The sequence below is a fragment of the Janthinobacterium sp. 67 genome (assembly GCF_002797895.1).
GTDB lineage: Bacteria > Pseudomonadota > Gammaproteobacteria > Burkholderiales > Burkholderiaceae_D > Janthinobacterium.
The window spans coordinates 4,428,248-4,445,398 of sequence record NZ_PGES01000001.1; the positions used below are offsets into that span (position 1 = coordinate 4,428,248).

At 58.3% G+C, this 17,151-nt stretch carries 21 protein-coding genes and 1 tRNA gene; 8 read left to right on the forward strand and 14 right to left on the reverse strand.

The window, feature by feature from the left end:
- Window positions 1-360: 360 nt before the first annotated feature.
- The 3 genes from CLU90_RS19845 to CLU90_RS29730 are packed head-to-tail and all read right to left on the reverse strand — an operon-like array spanning window position 361 to window position 2,537.
- Window positions 361-663, reverse strand: coding sequence for a hypothetical protein (locus CLU90_RS19845; RefSeq protein ID WP_332870872.1), 303 nt, complete (start codon window positions 661-663; stop codon window positions 361-363).
- A 58-nt stretch (window positions 664-721) separates the two neighbouring features.
- Window positions 722-2,251, reverse strand: coding sequence for a replication initiation factor domain-containing protein (locus tag CLU90_RS19850; protein WP_232731270.1), 1,530 nt, complete (start codon window positions 2,249-2,251; stop codon window positions 722-724).
- Entirely contained in the window at window positions 2,220-2,537 is a 318-nt protein-coding gene (locus CLU90_RS29730) for a hypothetical protein (protein ID WP_232731271.1), read from the reverse strand. The genes CLU90_RS19850 and CLU90_RS29730 overlap by 32 nt, the downstream gene beginning before the upstream one ends.
- 62 nt (window positions 2,538-2,599) lie before the next feature.
- Between CLU90_RS29730 and CLU90_RS19860 the strand changes: the two genes are divergently transcribed.
- Both CLU90_RS19860 and CLU90_RS19865 read left to right on the forward strand, forming a co-directional pair.
- The gene (locus CLU90_RS19860) at window positions 2,600-3,127 is read left to right on the forward strand and encodes a hypothetical protein (RefSeq protein ID WP_100428772.1); all 528 of its coding nucleotides are present in this window, start codon (window positions 2,600-2,602) and stop codon (window positions 3,125-3,127) included.
- A gap of 7 nt (window positions 3,128-3,134) precedes the next feature.
- Window positions 3,135-4,145 (forward strand): phage integrase, encoded by a 1,011-nt coding sequence (locus CLU90_RS19865; RefSeq protein WP_232731272.1) that lies wholly within the window; start codon window positions 3,135-3,137, stop codon window positions 4,143-4,145.
- Window positions 4,146-4,195: 50 nt separating this feature from the next.
- On the opposite strand, the gene CLU90_RS19870 is transcribed toward CLU90_RS19865, so the two are convergent.
- The 6 genes from CLU90_RS19870 to petA form a co-directional block, all read right to left on the reverse strand.
- A tRNA-Thr gene (locus CLU90_RS19870) sits at window positions 4,196-4,271 on the reverse strand.
- 26 nt (window positions 4,272-4,297) lie between these two features.
- A complete protein-coding gene (locus CLU90_RS19875) occupies window positions 4,298-4,810 on the reverse strand; it encodes a ClpXP protease specificity-enhancing factor (RefSeq protein ID WP_092713507.1) in 513 nt (170 codons plus the stop codon).
- Between the two features lie 132 nt (window positions 4,811-4,942).
- Window positions 4,943-5,554: a glutathione S-transferase N-terminal domain-containing protein gene (locus CLU90_RS19880; RefSeq protein ID WP_010394154.1), complete on the reverse strand. Its 612-nt coding sequence runs from the start codon at window positions 5,552-5,554 to the stop codon at window positions 4,943-4,945.
- Between the two features lie 120 nt (window positions 5,555-5,674).
- Window positions 5,675-6,439 carry a cytochrome c1 gene (locus CLU90_RS19885; protein WP_092713509.1) on the reverse strand — a complete coding sequence of 255 codons (765 nt, stop codon included), beginning with the start codon at window positions 6,437-6,439 and terminating at the stop codon, window positions 5,675-5,677.
- Between the two features lie 36 nt (window positions 6,440-6,475).
- On the reverse strand, window positions 6,476-7,888 hold the full coding sequence (locus tag CLU90_RS19890; protein ID WP_092713511.1) for a cytochrome b: 1,413 nt from the start codon (window positions 7,886-7,888) through the stop codon (window positions 6,476-6,478).
- A gap of 2 nt (window positions 7,889-7,890) precedes the next feature.
- A complete protein-coding gene (gene petA / locus CLU90_RS19895) occupies window positions 7,891-8,499 on the reverse strand; it encodes a ubiquinol-cytochrome c reductase iron-sulfur subunit (protein ID WP_086139939.1) in 609 nt (202 codons plus the stop codon).
- A gap of 413 nt (window positions 8,500-8,912) precedes the next feature.
- On the opposite strand from petA, the gene mscL reads away from it, so the two are divergent.
- From mscL to CLU90_RS19915, 4 genes are read left to right on the forward strand one after another with little or no spacing between them, the layout of a single operon-like run.
- Window positions 8,913-9,362 carry a large conductance mechanosensitive channel protein MscL gene (gene mscL, locus CLU90_RS19900; RefSeq protein ID WP_100428774.1) on the forward strand — a complete coding sequence of 150 codons (450 nt, stop codon included), beginning with the start codon at window positions 8,913-8,915 and terminating at the stop codon, window positions 9,360-9,362.
- A gap of 41 nt (window positions 9,363-9,403) precedes the next feature.
- Entirely contained in the window at window positions 9,404-10,564 is a 1,161-nt protein-coding gene (locus CLU90_RS19905) for a Do family serine endopeptidase (RefSeq protein ID WP_072455825.1), read from the forward strand.
- Between the two features lie 21 nt (window positions 10,565-10,585).
- The gene (locus CLU90_RS19910; RefSeq protein ID WP_092713516.1) at window positions 10,586-11,278 is read left to right on the forward strand and encodes a DUF2461 domain-containing protein; all 693 of its coding nucleotides are present in this window, start codon (window positions 10,586-10,588) and stop codon (window positions 11,276-11,278) included.
- Window positions 11,279-11,293: 15 nt separating this feature from the next.
- Complete coding sequence (locus tag CLU90_RS19915; RefSeq protein ID WP_232731273.1) at window positions 11,294-11,638, forward strand: hypothetical protein; 345 nt, start codon at window positions 11,294-11,296, stop codon at window positions 11,636-11,638.
- 35 nt (window positions 11,639-11,673) lie between these two features.
- Here the strand turns inward: CLU90_RS19915 and CLU90_RS19920 are convergent, their stop codons facing one another.
- The 5 genes from CLU90_RS19920 to CLU90_RS19940 form a co-directional block, all read right to left on the reverse strand.
- Window positions 11,674-12,714, reverse strand: a complete 1,041-nt coding sequence (locus CLU90_RS19920) for an NAD(P)H-dependent glycerol-3-phosphate dehydrogenase (RefSeq protein ID WP_100428775.1) — start codon at window positions 12,712-12,714, stop codon at window positions 11,674-11,676.
- Window positions 12,715-12,750: 36 nt separating this feature from the next.
- Entirely contained in the window at window positions 12,751-13,212 is a 462-nt protein-coding gene (locus tag CLU90_RS19925) for an SH3 domain-containing protein (RefSeq protein WP_092713520.1), read from the reverse strand.
- A gap of 83 nt (window positions 13,213-13,295) precedes the next feature.
- Window positions 13,296-13,769, reverse strand: coding sequence for a protein-export chaperone SecB (gene secB, locus CLU90_RS19930; RefSeq protein ID WP_010394167.1), 474 nt, complete (start codon window positions 13,767-13,769; stop codon window positions 13,296-13,298).
- Window positions 13,770-13,930: 161 nt separating this feature from the next.
- Window positions 13,931-14,197: a glutaredoxin 3 gene (grxC, locus tag CLU90_RS19935; RefSeq protein ID WP_034753025.1), complete on the reverse strand. Its 267-nt coding sequence runs from the start codon at window positions 14,195-14,197 to the stop codon at window positions 13,931-13,933.
- A gap of 150 nt (window positions 14,198-14,347) precedes the next feature.
- The gene (locus CLU90_RS19940) at window positions 14,348-14,764 is read right to left on the reverse strand and encodes a rhodanese-like domain-containing protein (protein WP_092713522.1); all 417 of its coding nucleotides are present in this window, start codon (window positions 14,762-14,764) and stop codon (window positions 14,348-14,350) included.
- A 106-nt stretch (window positions 14,765-14,870) separates the two neighbouring features.
- Here CLU90_RS19940 and gpmA point away from each other — a divergent pair, with 106 nt between their 5' ends.
- A complete protein-coding gene (gene gpmA / locus CLU90_RS19945) occupies window positions 14,871-15,617 on the forward strand; it encodes a 2,3-diphosphoglycerate-dependent phosphoglycerate mutase (protein WP_092713524.1) in 747 nt (248 codons plus the stop codon).
- 76 nt (window positions 15,618-15,693) lie between these two features.
- Window positions 15,694-17,145 carry a murein hydrolase activator EnvC family protein gene (locus CLU90_RS19950; protein WP_092713526.1) on the forward strand — a complete coding sequence of 484 codons (1,452 nt, stop codon included), beginning with the start codon at window positions 15,694-15,696 and terminating at the stop codon, window positions 17,143-17,145.
- The last annotated feature ends 6 nt before the right edge of the window (window positions 17,146-17,151 follow it).

A 17,151-nucleotide genomic window follows, 5' to 3' on the forward strand; every position in this document is an offset into this window, starting at 1 on the left:
TGTATTTGATGAGATAAACCACTGCCACAAACAGCCCGGTCAGAAACAGGATTGGGCCTAGCGACTTAAGTAAAGCAATCATCGTTGGCCCCCCGCGATCCATCCGAGAGCGAAGAGCACCGCGACAGCAATGCAGATCACTAGTTCTGGAGTTACTGCATCCATGCACTTACCTCCTATTGCAGGACTTCGGTGACAAAGTAGCCTTCATGGCAATTCAATGCAGCTGTGTCAGTAGCCTCAGCAAAACCATCAAATCGTCCGGCTTCATGCGCCCAAGGGGTAAAGCCCACATCCCCTTCGCAAGGCATTAAAAACAATGCAGATTCCTTGTCCTGGACGATGAACTTGACTTCCAGCCTATGCGGCCACATTTTTGACACCCTGGCCGGAAGGCTTTGCAGGCTCAATCGGCTTCAAAGCATGAATGATGGTCTTTTGCGTTTTCCCGTTCGTGACAATCTCCATGTCGGCGATGGCCATGAACGGAAGTGCATCGGCAAGGTGTTTGTATTTCTGGTATTCGTCGGCCTTACCCAGCCCGTATTCGGCGCACGCGGTGCCCATGGCGGTGTCTTTGCTCGTGTCCAGCTCGGTCTCGACATACACCTTGGTGCTGTCAAATTCTGTGCCGTTATCCATCTTGCCTTTGGAGAACTTCATGCCTGTTACTTTGATAGTTGAGCTAAATTTCATTGGATACCCTTACGTTTTTCATGGCCTACGCAAAACCGTGTTCCCCATTGAGGCCGAAAGATGGGACGGTGTTAATAAAATGAAAAAATGATGGGACATACGGAGGCGGCTCGACGTGAACGGGAGCTGGTCCGGTATCTGCAAAACTGAGGAACGGTTTGAGCCGCTTTGGAAAAGCGTTTTCGTCTTCATTGGTGATCAGATCGAGCGTTTCCTTGTCGCCAAACAACGCGCGAAAGACACGGATATATTTGCCGTACTGGCGCTTCGTTACAGCGATAGAGTCATCCACGGTGATGTGCTGGGCACGTGCCTTCACTTCCATCCGGGCGGGAGTTTCGACAGTGGCGAACTTTGCCAAGCACGGATAGGCACCGACAAAAAAGGAGCTTGGATCAAGCAATACATCTGGACGAATAATCGTGTTCGTACTTTTAAATTCAATCTCGCAACGGCACCACAGCGACAACTTGTCTCCCTCTTTTTTGCCCTTCTCATAAAAGCGGCAATACTTGCTGGAGCTCCTCTGTCCAATGGTCAAAGTGCGACCCTTGCCACTTGGACGATCCCAATTTCCAACCTTTTGAATTTCAGGCGGACGACCGCCTTTCTTGAAGCTAAAGCAGGAATCCCACCATTGCTGATATGCCCAATCTACGGATAAGTACGCGCCGGCCAGATCATCATGGGCTAAGTCGATGCGTGAAATTGTTGGCCTGATTGCTGTTTTAGAAAGAAAGTCATACAGGCGTTTTTCCCAACCAGCCACTGCGTTCAAGCACCCCTGACCAGTCAGCGTAATAAGCATTGTCGAGCGCTGACCACCGAAACAGACGAAGCCCATATCGTCTCCAAGCACCCATGAGTCACGGTAAAAATTCATGCCCTTACCGCGATTGGACGTTATCCCAAAGCCGAAGATTTTTTCCAGTTGCCGGCTGGCTTCAACGATGATTTGGTCATCAGTGATCAGGTGTTCGCGCGCAGTTCTGAACCAGGTATCTTCCAATACCGAAAAATTGATCCAGTCGATCACGCAGGTTTGAGCAGCTGATGGACGACGAACCATCACCGACTTGATTTTTCCGCTATCGGTCATCACCAGTTCGACTTCACCCAAGTCTTCATCACAGATGCTCGACCAAGTTTCAGATTCGGCGCTTTCTAAGTTTTCCCCCATGTTATTAATGGGGGGGCATTCGCTTGCGCTTACATGCGCTATTTGCGGCACTAACTCCGTTTTTTGGACCGTCGAGACGACTCGCACCGGCAGCGCTGGCGCGCTGTCGGCACGGTCGCCATCGCCGGCAGGCGACTTGCCTAAGCCATACAACTTGGCTTTCAGCGTGCGCGCCGAAGACCGCCCGGTTGCGACGAAATATGCGTCAGTAGTTTTGGCTGTAGGCTTCATGAGGCTTTTGTACTCGTTAGGTTCCGCCGCGCCCTGCGCAGCTCTTTGAAATTGCAAATGCAAAAACGCTTTAAGAATGAAAAACGTGCGCCCCTGGCGCATTGGAGCTGGATCAAAGTGCAAACTCGCGACGGCCCAGTTCACGCTGAAGTGCAATTACGTTGATGAGGCGGCGACGGCCAAGCGTTACCGTTGGCAGCATCCCCCGGTTCAGATGGCCAAGTACCACCCCAGGAGGCAGGCCTACAGCTTCTGCAAATTTCTCCAAAGTCATCAACCCTACTGGCGCAGTGAACTGAGCAGGATTGGCCACTTGGCTGACAGCATCAATTTCTTGTACCCTACTTAACATGTGTACTCCGTGCACGTTGCTGTGTATATTTGACCGATTCACGGCAATATAAACACACAAATACACTATGTCAATCATTTTTAGTTTGATGTTGTGTATTTTTGTTACGATACGAGATATATTTAACTGAGGATGAGCCAATGGATACGATTCAAGAACGACTCAAAGCTGTGATTGAGCGGACGACTGATGAGAGAGGCCGTTTCGCTGAACTGGAAAAACTGACGCAGATTTCTGCAAATAGCTGGAAGAGTTTTTGGCATGGGCGACAGCGGCCGACTTGCGACATGATCGCGGCCGTGTGTACGCGCTGGCCAAAATTCGCTTTCTGGCTCTCGACTGGCATTACTGACGCGAAGCATGGTCATGTAGATAGTGAGGGGGCGGCGAGCTTTCCTGAAAGAAGGCGTGCGCGCCGAAAAGCTGCGGAAGGGTATTGGGAGATGGCCACGATAATGCTGGCTTGGCAGCAACGTGTGATGGAAAGTAAGGAGAGTGCTGACGAGGATGTTGAATATGGGATTTCGCATGCGCAAAAAATCCAACTTCTCGAGCTGGAGATCGGACGCAACGCTGAGCAACACGCGCTTGCCGGAGTGGAGGATGCCGAGCTTGTCGCGGAGCTGGTGAAACTTAAAACACCGTCATATCTCGACGATAGCGAGTAGTAAAAATATGACCATCAAAAAATCAGAGGCCGGCTGGCTTGTTGATATTCAGCCTGGTGGACGTGGCCACAAGCGTATTCGAAAGACGTTGCCTACGAAGGCTGAGGCTTTACAGTTCGAGGCTTGGGCGAAGACGCAGGTTGTACAGAATGACGGTTGGATAAAGCCCAAGAAAAACGTTACCAAATTGTCGGAGCTTATCGAGCTATGGCAGTCGCATCATGGCGTCCAGTTACGCCACACGCGTACTTATGGAACGCTGCTTCGAGTTTGTGAGGCGCTTGGCAATCCAATTGCCGAGCATCTGAAATCCGAGCATTTCGCCGCGTATCGTTCGGCGCGGCTAGCTGAAGGGGTAACAGCCAATACAATCAATCGGGAGCATGCATACCTGCGCGCAGTGTTCAACGAGCTGATCCGTCTGGGATTCTGGACAGAGAATAATCCCTTGGCGAGACTTCGCCAGTTTAAGATCGCGGAGCGCGAGCTGTCTTATTTAAACGACGATGAGATTCGTGCACTGTTGACCGCGCTGGAGGCTCGCAAGGATCGAGATGCGCTTCTGATTACGAAACTTTGCCTGGCATCGGCAGCACGTTGGAACGAAGGCGAATCGCTGCGTATCTCTCAGCTCCACAGCGGAATGATTCATTTCACTCAAACAAAGACGGACAAGAACAGATCGGTTCCCATCGACGATGCGCTTGCCGACGAGATTAGGGAATTTCACAAGGTTGGGAGTAGGGATGCGTCCGGCAGAATATTCAAAAGCTCGGTTGGCGCCTTCCGGATGGCCATAAAGGAATCGGGCGTTGAGCTGCTATCCGGCCAGCTCACACACGTTTTGCGGCATACGTTCGCGAGCCACTTCATGATGAATGGCGGGAACATTCTGACCCTGCAAAAAGTTCTGGGTCACTCCAGTCTGCAAACCACTATGATTTATGCCCACCTCAGCCCTGGGCATCTTCAAGAAGCCAAGATGTTGAACCCGTTGACGCGGTTGACAGTTGGTTGACACTTGACCAAAAGAAAAGGGCTTACATCTCTGTAAGCCCTTGATATTCTTGGTGCCGACTGCCGGTTTCGAACTGGCCACCTGATGATTACAAATCAACTGCTCTACCAAATGAGCTAAGTCGGCAAAAACTGCGCGTTGCGAATTATACGCTATTTAATGCGTGTCAGGGTCGGGCGGCCGCCTTTTTTTGGTGGCTCGTCGTCGCCTGGCGTGGCGTTGTCGCGTTGTTCGGGGGAGCTGGCCGGCACGGACGACAGGGTCGGGGCGCTGGCGGTCGGGGCGAGCACTGGCGGCGGGACGTCGGCGGAGGCGGGGCTGTCCGTCGGTTGCGCGTCGGGGTCATCGTTGCCCAGCACGGGCTCGAAGGCCATGCCCTGGCCGTTTTCGTTGGCGTAGATGGCCATCACATTATCGACCGGCACGTAGATTTCGCGCGAGACGCCGCCGAAGCGGGCGTGGAAGCGGATGGCGTCGTTGTCCATCTTCAGGCCGCTGGTGGCGCCGAAGCTGATGTTGAGCACGATTTCGCCCTTTTTCACGTATTCCATCGGTACCGTGGTGCGCGAATCGACTTTGACCGCGAGGTAAGGCGTGTAGCCGCTGTCGGTGCACCACTCGTAGATGGCGCGCAGCATATAAGGTTTGGTTGAGATTTCAGACATGGTAGGCACTGTGAGGCGGGAGCGCCCCCGCAAGGCGGGCGCACCGGTATTTCAAAAGACTTGGCTCGCGCAAAAAACGGCTTTAACACGTGGCCCAAGATGTCCCGGCAAGCGTGGCTTGCCGGGAATATCTTAACGACGCATGACCTTCTCCGATGGCGTCAGCGCTTCGATATACGCTGGACGCGAGAAGATGCGTTCGGCGTATTTCATCAGCGGTGCAGCCGTCTTCGACAGTTCGATGCCGTAGTGGTCCAGGCGCCACAGCAGCGGCGCGACAGCCACGTCGAGCATCGAGAATTCGTCGCCCAGCATGTACTTGTTTTTCAGGAACAGCGGCGCCAGGGTCGTCAGGCGGTCGCGGATTTCCGCGCGTGCCTTGTCGTGGGCCTTGTCGTTGCTCTTGGCGCGTTCACTTTCCAGCACGTGCACGTGCACGAACAGTTCTTTTTCGAAATTGAACAGCATCAGGCGCGCGCGGGCACGCATCAGCGGATCGGCCGGCATCAGTTGCGGATGCGGGAAGCGCTCATCGATGTACTCGTTGATGATGTTCGATTCATACAGGATCAGTTCGCGTTCGACCAGGATAGGCACCTGGCCGTACGGGTTCATGGTCGAAATGTCTTCCGGTTTGTTGAACAGGTCGACGTCGCGCACTTCGAAGTCCATGCCTTTTTCAAACAGAACCAGGCGGCAGCGTTGCGAAAATGGGCAGGTTGTACCCGAATAGAGAACCATCATTTTTTATAGTTCCTTAGAAACAAAGGGGGTGAAGCCGCGAACGGCTCACCCCAGGTCGCTTGTCCACTCATGCGGACAACGCAGAAACAGGCATAAACCGGCCTAAGGCCGGCGCCTCACTTATTTGACTTCCTTCCAGAACGACGCGTTAAGGCGCCATGCCAGCAGAGCGAAGACCGACAGGAACAGCAGCACCCAGACGCCCAGGCGCTTGCGTGTCTGCTGTGCCGGTTCGGCCATCCACTCCATGTAGCCGACCAGGTCGGCTACCGCATTGTCATACTCGATCTTGTTCAACGTACCTGGCTTGACCTGCTCGAAGCCGGTAAATTTGTGGATCTTCTTGCCAGCTTCGTGCGGATCATTCTCTTCCACGAACTTGGCAGTCTGGACACCTTGCAATTCCCATAATACATGCGGCATGGCAACATTCGGCACGACCATGTTGTTCCAGCCGGTCGGACGAGTGTCGTCTTTATAGAACGTACGCAGGTAAGTATACAGGTAGTCGCCGCCTGTGCCAGCGGAAGATGATTTCGCGCGCGAAATTACCGACAAATCGGGCGGTACGACGCCAAAGAAGGCCTTGGCGTCCTGCGCTGCCAGGCTAGTCGTCATCAGGTCGCCGACTTTATCACCCGAGAACAACAGATTCTGCTTGATCTGGTCTTCCGTCAAGCCCAGGTCGCGCAGGCGGTTGTAGCGCATCGACACGGCGGCGTGGCAATTCAAGCAATAGTTGACGAACAATTTGGCGCCATGCTGCAGCGCTGCCATGTTGGTCTGGCGGTCGGGCGCCTTGTCGAGCGGAAAGCCGCCTTCGCTGGCGAGAGCCATGGCGGGCACGAGTGCCAGGATGGCGAGCAGTTTTTTTGCAATCTTCATATGATGTATGTCCTTTGAGCGTGGCGTGAGAGCGGCTTAGTGCGGGTGGAACGTCACACGCGACGGCACGGTCTTGAACTTGCCCATGGCACTCCACCATGGCATCAGCAGGAAGAAGCTGAAGTAAATCAGGGTGCACACTTGCGACACGATGGTCTTGGTATCCGTTGGCGCCTGGGTGCCGAGGTAGCCCAGCACCAGGAACGACAGGCCGAAGATGGCATAGATGTATTTGTGCCAGGTCGGACGGTAGCGGATCGATTTCACTGGCGAATGGTCGAGCCATGGCAGGAAGGCCAGGATCACGACGGAACCGCCGAAGAACACCACGCCCCAGAATTTCGCGTCCAGCACCTGCGGCAGCATGCCGATGATGGCGACGATGGCGATGCCGGCGATGGCCGACTTGATGGTCGTCGACAGGCGCGACTTGAGCCAGATGAACACGACATAGGCGGCCACGGCACCCATCAGCACGTACATGAAGTCGGCCGTGGTGGCGCGCAGCACCGAGTAGAACGGCGTGAAGTACCAGGTTGGCGCGATGTGCAGCGGGGTCTTCAGCGAATCGCCCGGCAGGAAGTTGTTGTATTCCAGGAAATAACCGCCCATTTCCGGCGCAAAGAACACGACGGCGCTGAAAATGACGAGGAAGATCGATACGCCGAACAGGTCATGCACGGTGTAGTACGGGTGCGAAGGAATCGAATCGACCGGGTGGCCATCGGCGCCCAGGTTTTCCTTCACTTCGATGCCGTCCGGATTGCTCGAGCCGACTTCATGCAGGGCGATCAGGTGCGCTGCAACCAGACCCAGCAGGACCAGCGGGATGGCGATCACGTGGAAGGCGAAGAAGCGGTTCAGGGTCGCGTCGGAGACGACGTAGTCGCCGCGGATCCACAGCGACAGGTCTGGGCCGATGAAGGGAATCGCGCCAAACAGGTTGACGATCACTTGTGCGCCCCAGTACGACATCTGGCCCCATGGCAGCAGGTAGCCGAAGAACGCTTCGGCCATCAGGCACAGGAAGATGGCGAAACCGAACAGCCAGATCAGTTCACGTGGCTTGCGGTACGAGCCGTACAGCAGGCCGCGCGTCATGTGCAGGTAGACGATGATGAAGAAGGCCGAGGCGCCCGTCGAGTGCATGTAGCGCACCAGCCAGCCCCACGGTACTTCGCGCATGATGTACTCGACGGAATTGAAGGCCAGGGCCGCATCCGGTTTGTAGTGCATGGTCAGGAAGATGCCGGTGACGATCTGCAGCACCAGTACCAGCATGGCCAGCGAGCCGAAGATGTACCAGAAATTGAAGTTTTTCGGGGCGTAGTACTTGCCCCATTGGTCGTTCCACAGCTTGGTCAGGGGAAAGCGGTCATCGACCCAGCCCAGCGCTTTTTCGGCGACGGGGGCGTCTGCCGGGAATTTCGTCTCTTTGAAAGCAGCCATGATCAAGCCTCGCCTTTCTCGTCTTTACCTATCAGCAATTTGGTGTCGCTCAGATACATATGACGCGGCACTTGCAGGTTGTCCGGCGCCGGCTTGTTCTTGAACACGCGGCCTGCCATGTCGAAGGTGGAGCCGTGGCAAGGGCACAGGAAGCCGCCTTCCCAGTCATCGGGTAGCGACGGTTGCGGGCCGGGGGCAAATTTCGAGGAAGGGGAGCAGCCCAGGTGGGTGCAGATGCCGACGGCGACGAGAATTTCAGGCTTGATCGAGCGTGCCTCGTTCATGCAGTACGGTGGCGTGAATTCGGCGGGGTTGCGTTGGGAATTGGCATCGGCGACTTTGCCATCGGTCTTTTTCAGGGACGCGATCATTTCCGGCGTGCGCTTCAGGATCCAGACCGGCTTGCCGCGCCATTCGACGGTGCGCATTTCGCCGGGTTGCAAGGTGGTGATGTCTACTTCGACCGGCGCGCCAGCCGCTTTCGCGCGCTCCGACGGCTGGAAGGTGCTTACCAAGGCTCCCGCGGTTGCCAATCCAACTACACTGCCCGCCGCGCACGTGGCGACGAGCAAGCCGCGACGGCCTGAATCGACCTGCTTTTCGTTACTCATGCAAACCCCAATCAGTCAAAATGCGAATCTTTATTATGAGTGGCAGCCGCGAAAAACCCGTCGCCGAAGCTCTATCCCTCTGATTGCCGCGATCCGCATCTTTGTACGGTAACGTGGCAACATCCCTGCGGAACTTCGGCCAATGGCGCAGCCCGTGCCAGTTTCTTGTTGATTATCCGGAAGTGAAAAAGCCACTTCTGGCAACCGCAAATTATAAGTGAAGCAAACAACGAATAAAACAAAAACGTTGCTTGTACCATAATTTATATACTTTTGCAGGAGGTGGCTAGTTCTTTCGAACTAGATGCGCATGGCTGTACCGGAATTGGTCCTGCCAACAACCACAAGTTGGTGTCCTCGGGAATCAATAGTATGATCGGCATGTTTTTTATACATATCCGAAGGAGAAATTCATGGCAATGATGCAAGAATTTAAAGAATTTGCAATGAAGGGTAACGTCGTCGATCTGGCGGTCGGTGTCATTATCGGTGGCGCCTTCGGCAAGATTGTCGATTCCCTGGTGCAAGACGTGATCATGCCGCCCATCGGCCGCATTTTCGGCGGCCTCGATTTCGCCAATTACTACCTGCCCTTGAACGGGCAAGCCACGACGCTGACCCTGGTCGAAGCGAAAAAGGCGGGCGCCGTACTGGCCTACGGTAACTTCCTCACCATTTTGCTCAACTTCATCATTTTGGCTTTCATCATCTTCCAGATGGTACGCCTGATGAACAAGGCACGCCGTAGCGAACCTGTCGCGCCGGCACCGGCACCGGCGACGCCGGAAGACATCGTCCTGCTGCGTGAAATCCGCGACTCCCTGCAGCAGAACGCACGCAACGGCGGCGATCTGGCAAAATAAGCCGTTCCGGCACCGGCCGGCTGACCTGGGCAGAGAACTGTATGCGACGATTCTGGTTGTTGTTTGCGCAAACCGTGACCATCGCGTTGGCGCTGTATTTTGTGTACGGCGCGCTGCGCCCGGCCAGCCGGGTACAGCAACTGGGCTCTCCCGCCAAGCCGGTGCCCGTGGTGGAAACGGCGTCAAGCAGCCTGGCGCCCGGTTCCTACCGCGACGCGGCGGCGCGCGCCATGCCCGCCGTCGTCAACATCCTCACCCTGCAAGTGCCCAAGCGTGGCGCCCATCCGCTGGCGCGCGATCCCTTCTTCAAACGTTTCTTCGGCGACCGCGATCCGGACGACGGGGATGACGACGACTTGAAAAACAGTCTCGGCTCCGGTGTCATCGTCAGCCATGAAGGCTATGTGCTGACCAACAACCACGTGGTCGAAGGCGCCGACGAAATCGAAGTGGTGCTCACCGATGGCCGCAAGGCACCGGCCAAGGTGGTGGGCCTGGACCCGGAAACGGACCTGGCCGTCATCAAGATCGACCTCGACAAGCTGCCCGTCATCGTGCTGGGCCAGTCGGAACTGGCGCGCGTGGGCGACGTGGTGCTGGCCATCGGCAACCCCTTCGGCGTGGGCCAGACGGTGACCATGGGCATCATCTCCGCCCTGGGCCGCAACAACCTGCACATCAACAGCTTTGAAAACTTCATCCAGACGGATGCGGCCATCAACTTCGGCAACTCGGGCGGCGCCCTGGTCGATACGCGCGGCAATCTGATCGGCATCAATACGGCGATCTACTCGCAAAGCGGCGGCTCCGTCGGCATCGGCTTCGCCATTCCCGTCTCGACGGCCAAGACGGTGATGGAAGCCATCATCAAGGATGGCCACGTGGTGCGCGGCTGGATCGGCGTGGAGACGCAGGACATCACGCCCGAGCTGGCGCAAAGCTTCAACTTGCAGCGCACCAGCGGCGCCATCATCGCCGGCGTCGTGCGCAACGGCCCGGCCGACAAGGCGGGCATCGTGCCCGGCGACATCCTGCTGACGGTGCAAGGCAAGCCCGTGGGCGACACGACGGAAATGCTGAACCTGATCGCCCAACTGCCGCCCGGCGAAAAAGCTAAAATGACGGTGCTGCGCAAGAATCGCGAAGCGGCACTCGACGTGATGGTGGGCAAGCGCCCCATCCCGAAAGAGCTTTCCAAATAGTTGCTGATCGGAATTTGACACATGCATGTGCGTGATTTGACCCAATTTTTACGTGAACTGAGCGACAACAACAACCGTCCCTGGTTTGTGATGAACAAGCCCCGCTACGACATCCTGCGCGAAGAATTTCTCGCCCTGGTCACGAGCCTGATCGGTGAACTGGGCAAGTTCGACCCGGCCGTGAAATACTGCAATCCGAAGAAGGCGATGTTCCGCATCAACCGCGACGTGCGCTTTGCCCATGATAAAAGCCCGTATAAGACGCGTTTTTCGGCCGCCATCGCGCCGAACGACATGCGCCGTCCCAGCAAGGCGGGCGGTCCCACGTATTATCTGCAGATCGATGGCCAGGGCAACTTGCTGTTTGGCGCCGGCGAATACATGCCGCCGCCGGGCCGCCTGAAGGCGCTGCGCGAGCACATGGTCAACGATGCGCCAGGTTTTTCCAAAGTGCTGAAAAATAAGCGCTTGAAGGCCCGCTTCGGCACCATCCAGAACGAGGGCAAGCTGCAGCGCCCGCCCAAGGGTTTCGAGGCGGACGCCGAACATATCGAATTCATCAAGCTGAAAAGCTTTTTCGTCTGGACCGAAGTGCCGCTGCCCGTCAACGAGCCCGAGAAACTGTTGCCGACCCTGGCGGAAGGCTTGAAGGATGCGTGGCCGCTGGTCGAGTGGATGCGCGGCGCGAAAGAGCCGGAGGAAGTTGCCGAGTAATTGCCGAAGGAGCAGATGATGGCACTGGAGCACGCAAGTTCAGGACAGGTGATCGAGGTGCTGCGCAGGGACGGCGACGACCTGTCGCAGTTTTCCGCCATCGCGCTGGCCAAGACGGATGAGCTGGAATTGATCCGCATGTGCATGCCCAAGGGCAAGACCATGCCCGAGCATCATGTGCTCGGCGAGATCACCTTGCTGTGCCTGCAAGGCCAGGTGGCGGTGGAGGCGCATGGCGGCGTGCACCTGCTGGGGCCGGGGCAGATGCTGTACCTGCTCGGCGGCCAGGCGCACGCCCTGGAAGCGCGCGAAGACAGTCTGGTGCTGCTGACGATCTTGATGGCCAAGGCGGGGCGCTAGGTTTCCCTGGCGGGTCACACGTCGCCTTGGTCGCCTTAAGCCGCCTCGGCGCGCGGATCGCGCGACAGCAACTGCTGCACCATCACGTGCGGCAAATCCCCATCGAACAGCACGCCGGCCACCGCGTTGGTGATCGGCATGTCGACGCCCATGCGGCTCGCCAGTTCGCGCACGGCCTTGGCGCAGGGCACGCCTTCGGCCACGTGACCGAGTTCGGCCACGATGGTGTCGAGCGCCTTGCCTTGCGCCAGGCCCAGGCCGACCCTGCGGTTGCGCGACAGGTCGCCCGTGCACGTCAAAATCAGATCGCCCATGCCCGTCAGACCCATGAACGTTTCCGTCTGGCCACCGAGGGCCGTGCCCAGGCGCGTGATTTCCGCCAGGCCGCGCGTGATCAGCGCGGCGCGCGCATTCAGGCCCAGGCCCAGGCCGTCGGCCACGCCCGTGGCGATGGCCAGCACGTTCTTGACGGCGCCGCCCACTTCCACGCCCACCAGGTCGTCGCTCGCATACACGCGGATGGTGCCGCCATGCAAGGCCGAGACGACCTTGGCGCGCAAGGCGGGGCAGTGCGAGGCGATGGTCAGCGCGCACGGCAAGCCGCGCGCCACTTCCTGCGCGAACGAAGGGCCGGACAGGGCGCCGCCGGGGATCTTGTCACCAAGCACTTCCTGCACGATTTGGTGCGGCAGCATGCCCGTGCCGCCTTCAAAACCCTTGCAGAGCCACACGAGGTTGCCGATGGCCTTGTCTTTCAGCTGATGCAGCATGGGCCGCAAGCCCGCCACGGGGCAGGCGGCGATCAGGAGGCCCTGTTCGCCAGCGGCGTGCGCGACGGCGGCGTCGAAATCGGCACCGATGCGCAGTTGCGGCGGCAAAGGGAAGCCCGGCAAATAACTGTTTTCGCCGCTGGCGGCCATGGCGGCCATGGCCTCGCCGTTGCGGCCCCACAGCAGCACGTCGTGGCGGCCGGCCAGGGCCATGGCCACGGCCGTGCCCCAGGCGCCGGCGCCCAGGATGGTGATCTTGCGGGCGGCGGGAATGCTATCGGGAGTGACTTCGGGAGAAACTTGCATGCAACCTCAACGGGGCAGGGGGAAGGGACGCGGTGCTTACAGGCCCCACACTTCGCTGGTCTTGACGTAGCCGCTCTGGCCATCCTTGTGGCGCACCTTGACCCAGCCGGAGCTCGGCTGTTCGCTCATTTCCAGCAGCACGCCCTTGTCGACGAGGATGATGGGCGAGGCGGTGTCGTCGGGGCTGGCGCGAACCTTGAGGTTCGCGGCGCGCGCCACGACGTTGCGCTTGGCCGACAGACCCTTGGCTTCCGTCCAGGCCATTTCGCCGCTGGCGTCGCGTACCTTGACCCATTCGCCGTAGCTGAGCACGACTTCCAGCGGCATGCCGCGTGGCGCCACGTACAGTTTGCCGCCCTTGGCGGACGGCGCGTCGTACAGGATCACGGGGGCGGCGCCCACCGTTTTGAAATCGACGGCGTGGCTGGCGGCGGTCGCCAGCAGCAGCACGGCGCCGGCCATCCAGCGGAACTTGCTCAAGAGCGCACTTTTCAACATGATATTTTTGAACCTTAACGAAACACGGCGGCCAGGCCGCCGTGTCAGGCCAGCCTTGACGGCCAGCGGGGTCTTGCAAAAGCTTAGTGCGTTTCGCTGGCTGCTGGTGCTGCTGCAGCGGCGTCAGCAATAGCTTGCAGACGTTGTTGGTAGAACACTTCGAAGTTGATCTCGGCCAGGTGCACTGGCGGGAAGCCGGCACGGGTGATCACGTCGGCGATGTTGGCGCGCAGGTAAGGGTAGATGATGTTCGGGCAGCCGATTCCCAGCAGCGGATCGAGTTGATCGGCAGGAATGTTGCGTGCTTCGAAGATACCGGCTTGCTTGCCTTCAACCAGGAATGCAACTTTGTCGCCCACTTTGGCGGTGACGGTGATGGTCACGGTGGCTTCGAAAATGCCATCGGCCAGAGGCGCAGCGCCCACGTCCAGAGCCACTTCGATCGCTGGTGCTTCTTGTTCCAGGAAAATAGCTGGGGAATTTGGTTGTTCCAGCGACATGTCTTTCAGGTAGACGCGTTGGATTTGGAAGACTGGTTGCAGATTTTCGTCAGACATGGAACGCTTTCGTTGTAAGGGACAAGAACGGCACACCGTTCAAATATGGTGCTTGCGGTATTCAAAACCGCGCCGGGTAGGCGCGGCCAGATCAGGTGCGAGGGCAATTGTATCAAAACAATACGACAAAAAACCAAGCAATTTCTCGAACCCGCTTTATATCAGGCTGCCGTGCCGTTTAACAAGGGGTCGAGCTTGCCAGCTTGATCGAGCGCATACAAATCGTCGAATCCGCCCACGTGGGTGTCGCCCACATAGATTTGCGGGACCGTGCGGCGGCCCGTGCGTTCCATCATCTTGATGCGCTCTTCCGGGTCGAGGTCGACGCGGATCTTTTGCACGGCGACGCCCTTCGATTCCAACAGGCGCTCGGCGCGCACGCAATACGGGCACACTGCGGTGCTATAAACAATAACGGGTACGGTCATGATCATTCCTTCAGTTAAAAACACCGAACCAAACCTACTGCGCGTCGTGATTTGCGGTCTGCGATGCTCACTGTGCCTTCGCACAGTTGCGCTTCTCAACCACAACTCCCATCCGCTCGCTACGGTTTTGTCGGGTGTTGCAATACGGACTTATTTGGCCAGCGACAAGGTTTTCAATGGCAAACCTTGCTTTTTCCATTCGTCGAGGCCGCCTTCCAGGCTCGTTGCCTCAGCGAAACCGGCGTTTGTCAGCAGGCCGACGGCGGTTGCCGAACGCGAACCTTTCTGGCAAACCACTACAATGGGGCGCGTTTTGAATTTTTCCAGCTCGCCCAGGCGTTTTGCCAGTTCCGGCAGCGGAATATTTTTTGCTTCAGGCAAGTGGCCCGTGGCGAATTCTTCCGCGCTGCGCACGTCGACGATGATGGTCTTGCCACGGTTGATCAGTTGCGTGACTTCCAGCACGGTCGCGCGCTTGCCGCGCATCGACAGCAGTGGCCAGAGGAGGGCGCCGCCGGAAATAATGACGATGGCAAACAGAAAAATGTGGTCGATAATGAATTTCACGTAGGGTCCAATGGTTTAAGTCAATCCGCGCATTATAAAATAGAAGCTGGACGAGGTCTTTTTACGTTTTGCTTTTTTGATTTGAACCCCTTGAGAAGATAGAACTATGTACAAAATCGTTTTCATGCGTCACGGCGAGTCCACCTGGAACCTCGATAACCGCTTCACCGGCTGGACCGACGTCGATCTGACGGAAAAGGGCGTCAACGAAGCCAAGGCCGCCGGCCAGATCCTCAAGCAGGAAGGTTTTACGTTCGACGTGGCCTACACTTCCGTCCTGAAGCGCGCCATCCGCACCCTGTGGCTGGCGCTCGACGAGATGGACATGATGTATTTACCTATCAAGAACGACTGGCGCCTGAACGAGCGCCACTACGGCGCCCTGCAAGGCCTGGACAAGGGCGAGACGGCCGCCAAGTATGGCGACGAGCAAGTATTGGTGTGGCGCCGCAGCTACGACACGCCGCCGCCGCCGCTGGCGGAAGACGACGACCGCGCCTCGTTCAACGATCCGCGCTACGCCGGCTTGCCGAAAGCGGCCATCCCGCTGACCGAATGCCTGAAAGATACCGTGGCGCGCGTGATGCCGGCCTGGGATGAAGAAATCGCCCCGGCCATCCGCGCTGGCAAGAAGATCATCATTTCAGCCCACGGCAACAGCCTGCGCGCGCTGATCAAGATGCTCGACGGCATCAGCGACAGCGACATCGTCGGCCTGAACATCCCGAACGGCCAGCCGCTCGTGTATGAACTGGACGCCGACCTGAAACCGATCCGTCATTACTACCTGGGCGACCCGGCAGCGATTGCGGCAGCCCAGGCTGCCGTGGCGAACCAAGGGAAGGCCAAGTAACTTGTCGTCTTTCTTCCGCGGCACAGCCATCGCCCCCTCTGCTGAACGACCCCTGCCGGCGTGGCGCGCCGGTGCCATGCTGTGCCTGGCGCTGCTGCTTTCCAGCGGTGCCGCGCAGGGCGCCAAGCCCACCGAACGCAGCAAGCAGAAGGCGGCCGCGGAAGCACAACGTGCTGGATTGCAACAAAAACTGACGGCGCTCAAGCGCGACATCAGCCTGACGGAAAGCGCCAAGGATGACGCGGCCGATACCCTGGCCGAGTCGGAAGAAGCCATTTCCAACGCCAACCGCGCCTTGCGCGACCTGGCGCGGGAGCAAAGCGAGACGGGCGTGAAACTCAATGCGCTGGGGCAAGAGCACCAGCAGTTGACGGCTACCGTCGAGAAACAAAAGACGCAGCTGTCGAAGTTGCTGCGTGAACAATATGTCGCCGGCAACGAAGACCGCATCAAGCTGCTCTTGTCGGGAGATAACCCCAACCGCATCAACCGCGACCTGCAATTGATGGCGTATGTGTCGCAGGCGCAGGCACGCCTGCTGGAAGCCTTGCGCGCCAACTTGCTGGCCGTGGAGAAAAACCAGGCGGACGTGCAAAACGCCAAGGATGAACTGGAAGAAATCGCGCAGGAAGAGCGCGACCAGAAAGCCCTGCTGGTGCAGGAGAAGGCGCGCCGCGCCGCCTTGCTGACGAGCTTGTCGCAACGCCTGGTGGCGCAGCGCAAGGAAGTGGGCAATGTCGAGCGCGACGAACAGCGCATGGGCAACCTGGTCGACAAGCTGGCGAAACTGATCGAAGAGCAGGCCGCCGCCGCCGCGGCCGAAAAGAAACGCCAGCAATTGCTGGCCGAGCAACGGGCCGCCGCGAAAGCGGCTGCTGACGCCAAGGCCGCGGCGGAAAAACGCGAACGCTTGCTGGCCGCGCGCGCCAAGGCGCAGGCGGAACGGGAGCGCATTGCCAAAGAGCAGCAGAATAAATCGGGCAAGATCAAGCCGCAAACGCCTGTGCCGCCCGTCAAGCTCGATCCTATCGACGACGACGAGCCGCCGCAAGTGGCCAAGGTGACACCGAAACCCGAACCGAAGCCGGAACCGGAGCCGGAACGCCCGAGCCTGGGCCCGGCCGCGCCGGCCGGCGCCTTTGCCAGCCTGAAAGGGCAGCTGCGCGCGCCCGTGGCCGGCAAGATCGCCGCCCGCTTTGGCAGCAAGCGCGGTGACGGCCCCAGCTGGAAGGGCGTGTTCATCCGCACGGGCGAGGGCAGCGAGATCCACGCCATCGCCGGCGGCCGTGTCGTGTTTTCCGACTGGCTGCGCGGTTTCGGCAATTTGATCATCGTCGACCATGGCGGCCAGTACATGAGTATTTATGGCAATAACCAATCCTTGCTGAAACGGGTGGGCGACGCCGTCAAGGGCGGCGAGACCATCGCCAGCGCGGGCAACAGCGGCGGCAACGAGGAATCAGGGCTATACTTTGAATTGCGTCATCAGGGCCGCGCCTTCGATCCAGCCACCTGGGTGAAGTTTTAAGTTCCC

What these genes read in the sequence shown, in the direction of transcription:
- CLU90_RS19845 (WP_332870872.1), bottom strand. Translation starts at nt 663, where the DNA reads ATGAAGTTCTCCAAAGGCAAGATGGATAACGGCACAGAATTTGACAGC.
- CLU90_RS29730 (WP_232731271.1), bottom strand. Translation starts at nt 2,537, where the DNA reads ATGATTGACATAGTGTATTTGTGTGTTTATATTGCCGTGAATCGGTCA.
- CLU90_RS19860 (WP_100428772.1), top strand. Translation starts at nt 2,600, where the DNA reads ATGGATACGATTCAAGAACGACTCAAAGCTGTGATTGAGCGGACGACT.
- CLU90_RS19865 (WP_232731272.1), top strand. Translation starts at nt 3,135, where the DNA reads ATGACCATCAAAAAATCAGAGGCCGGCTGGCTTGTTGATATTCAGCCT.
- CLU90_RS19875 (WP_092713507.1), bottom strand. Translation starts at nt 4,810, where the DNA reads ATGTCTGAAATCTCAACCAAACCTTATATGCTGCGCGCCATCTACGAG.
- CLU90_RS19880 (WP_010394154.1), bottom strand. Translation starts at nt 5,554, where the DNA reads ATGATGGTTCTCTATTCGGGTACAACCTGCCCATTTTCGCAACGCTGC.
- CLU90_RS19885 (WP_092713509.1), bottom strand. Translation starts at nt 6,439, where the DNA reads ATGAAGATTGCAAAAAAACTGCTCGCCATCCTGGCACTCGTGCCCGCC.
- CLU90_RS19890 (WP_092713511.1), bottom strand. Translation starts at nt 7,888, where the DNA reads ATGGCTGCTTTCAAAGAGACGAAATTCCCGGCAGACGCCCCCGTCGCC.
- petA (WP_086139939.1), bottom strand. Translation starts at nt 8,499, where the DNA reads ATGAGTAACGAAAAGCAGGTCGATTCAGGCCGTCGCGGCTTGCTCGTC.
- mscL (WP_100428774.1), top strand. Translation starts at nt 8,913, where the DNA reads ATGGCAATGATGCAAGAATTTAAAGAATTTGCAATGAAGGGTAACGTC.
- CLU90_RS19905 (WP_072455825.1), top strand. Translation starts at nt 9,404, where the DNA reads ATGCGACGATTCTGGTTGTTGTTTGCGCAAACCGTGACCATCGCGTTG.
- CLU90_RS19910 (WP_092713516.1), top strand. Translation starts at nt 10,586, where the DNA reads ATGCATGTGCGTGATTTGACCCAATTTTTACGTGAACTGAGCGACAAC.
- CLU90_RS19915 (WP_232731273.1), top strand. Translation starts at nt 11,294, where the DNA reads ATGATGGCACTGGAGCACGCAAGTTCAGGACAGGTGATCGAGGTGCTG.
- CLU90_RS19920 (WP_100428775.1), bottom strand. Translation starts at nt 12,714, where the DNA reads ATGCAAGTTTCTCCCGAAGTCACTCCCGATAGCATTCCCGCCGCCCGC.
- CLU90_RS19925 (WP_092713520.1), bottom strand. Translation starts at nt 13,212, where the DNA reads ATGTTGAAAAGTGCGCTCTTGAGCAAGTTCCGCTGGATGGCCGGCGCC.
- secB (WP_010394167.1), bottom strand. Translation starts at nt 13,769, where the DNA reads ATGTCTGACGAAAATCTGCAACCAGTCTTCCAAATCCAACGCGTCTAC.
- grxC (WP_034753025.1), bottom strand. Translation starts at nt 14,197, where the DNA reads ATGACCGTACCCGTTATTGTTTATAGCACCGCAGTGTGCCCGTATTGC.
- gpmA (WP_092713524.1), top strand. Translation starts at nt 14,871, where the DNA reads ATGTACAAAATCGTTTTCATGCGTCACGGCGAGTCCACCTGGAACCTC.
- CLU90_RS19950 (WP_092713526.1), top strand. Translation starts at nt 15,694, where the DNA reads ATGCTGTGCCTGGCGCTGCTGCTTTCCAGCGGTGCCGCGCAGGGCGCC.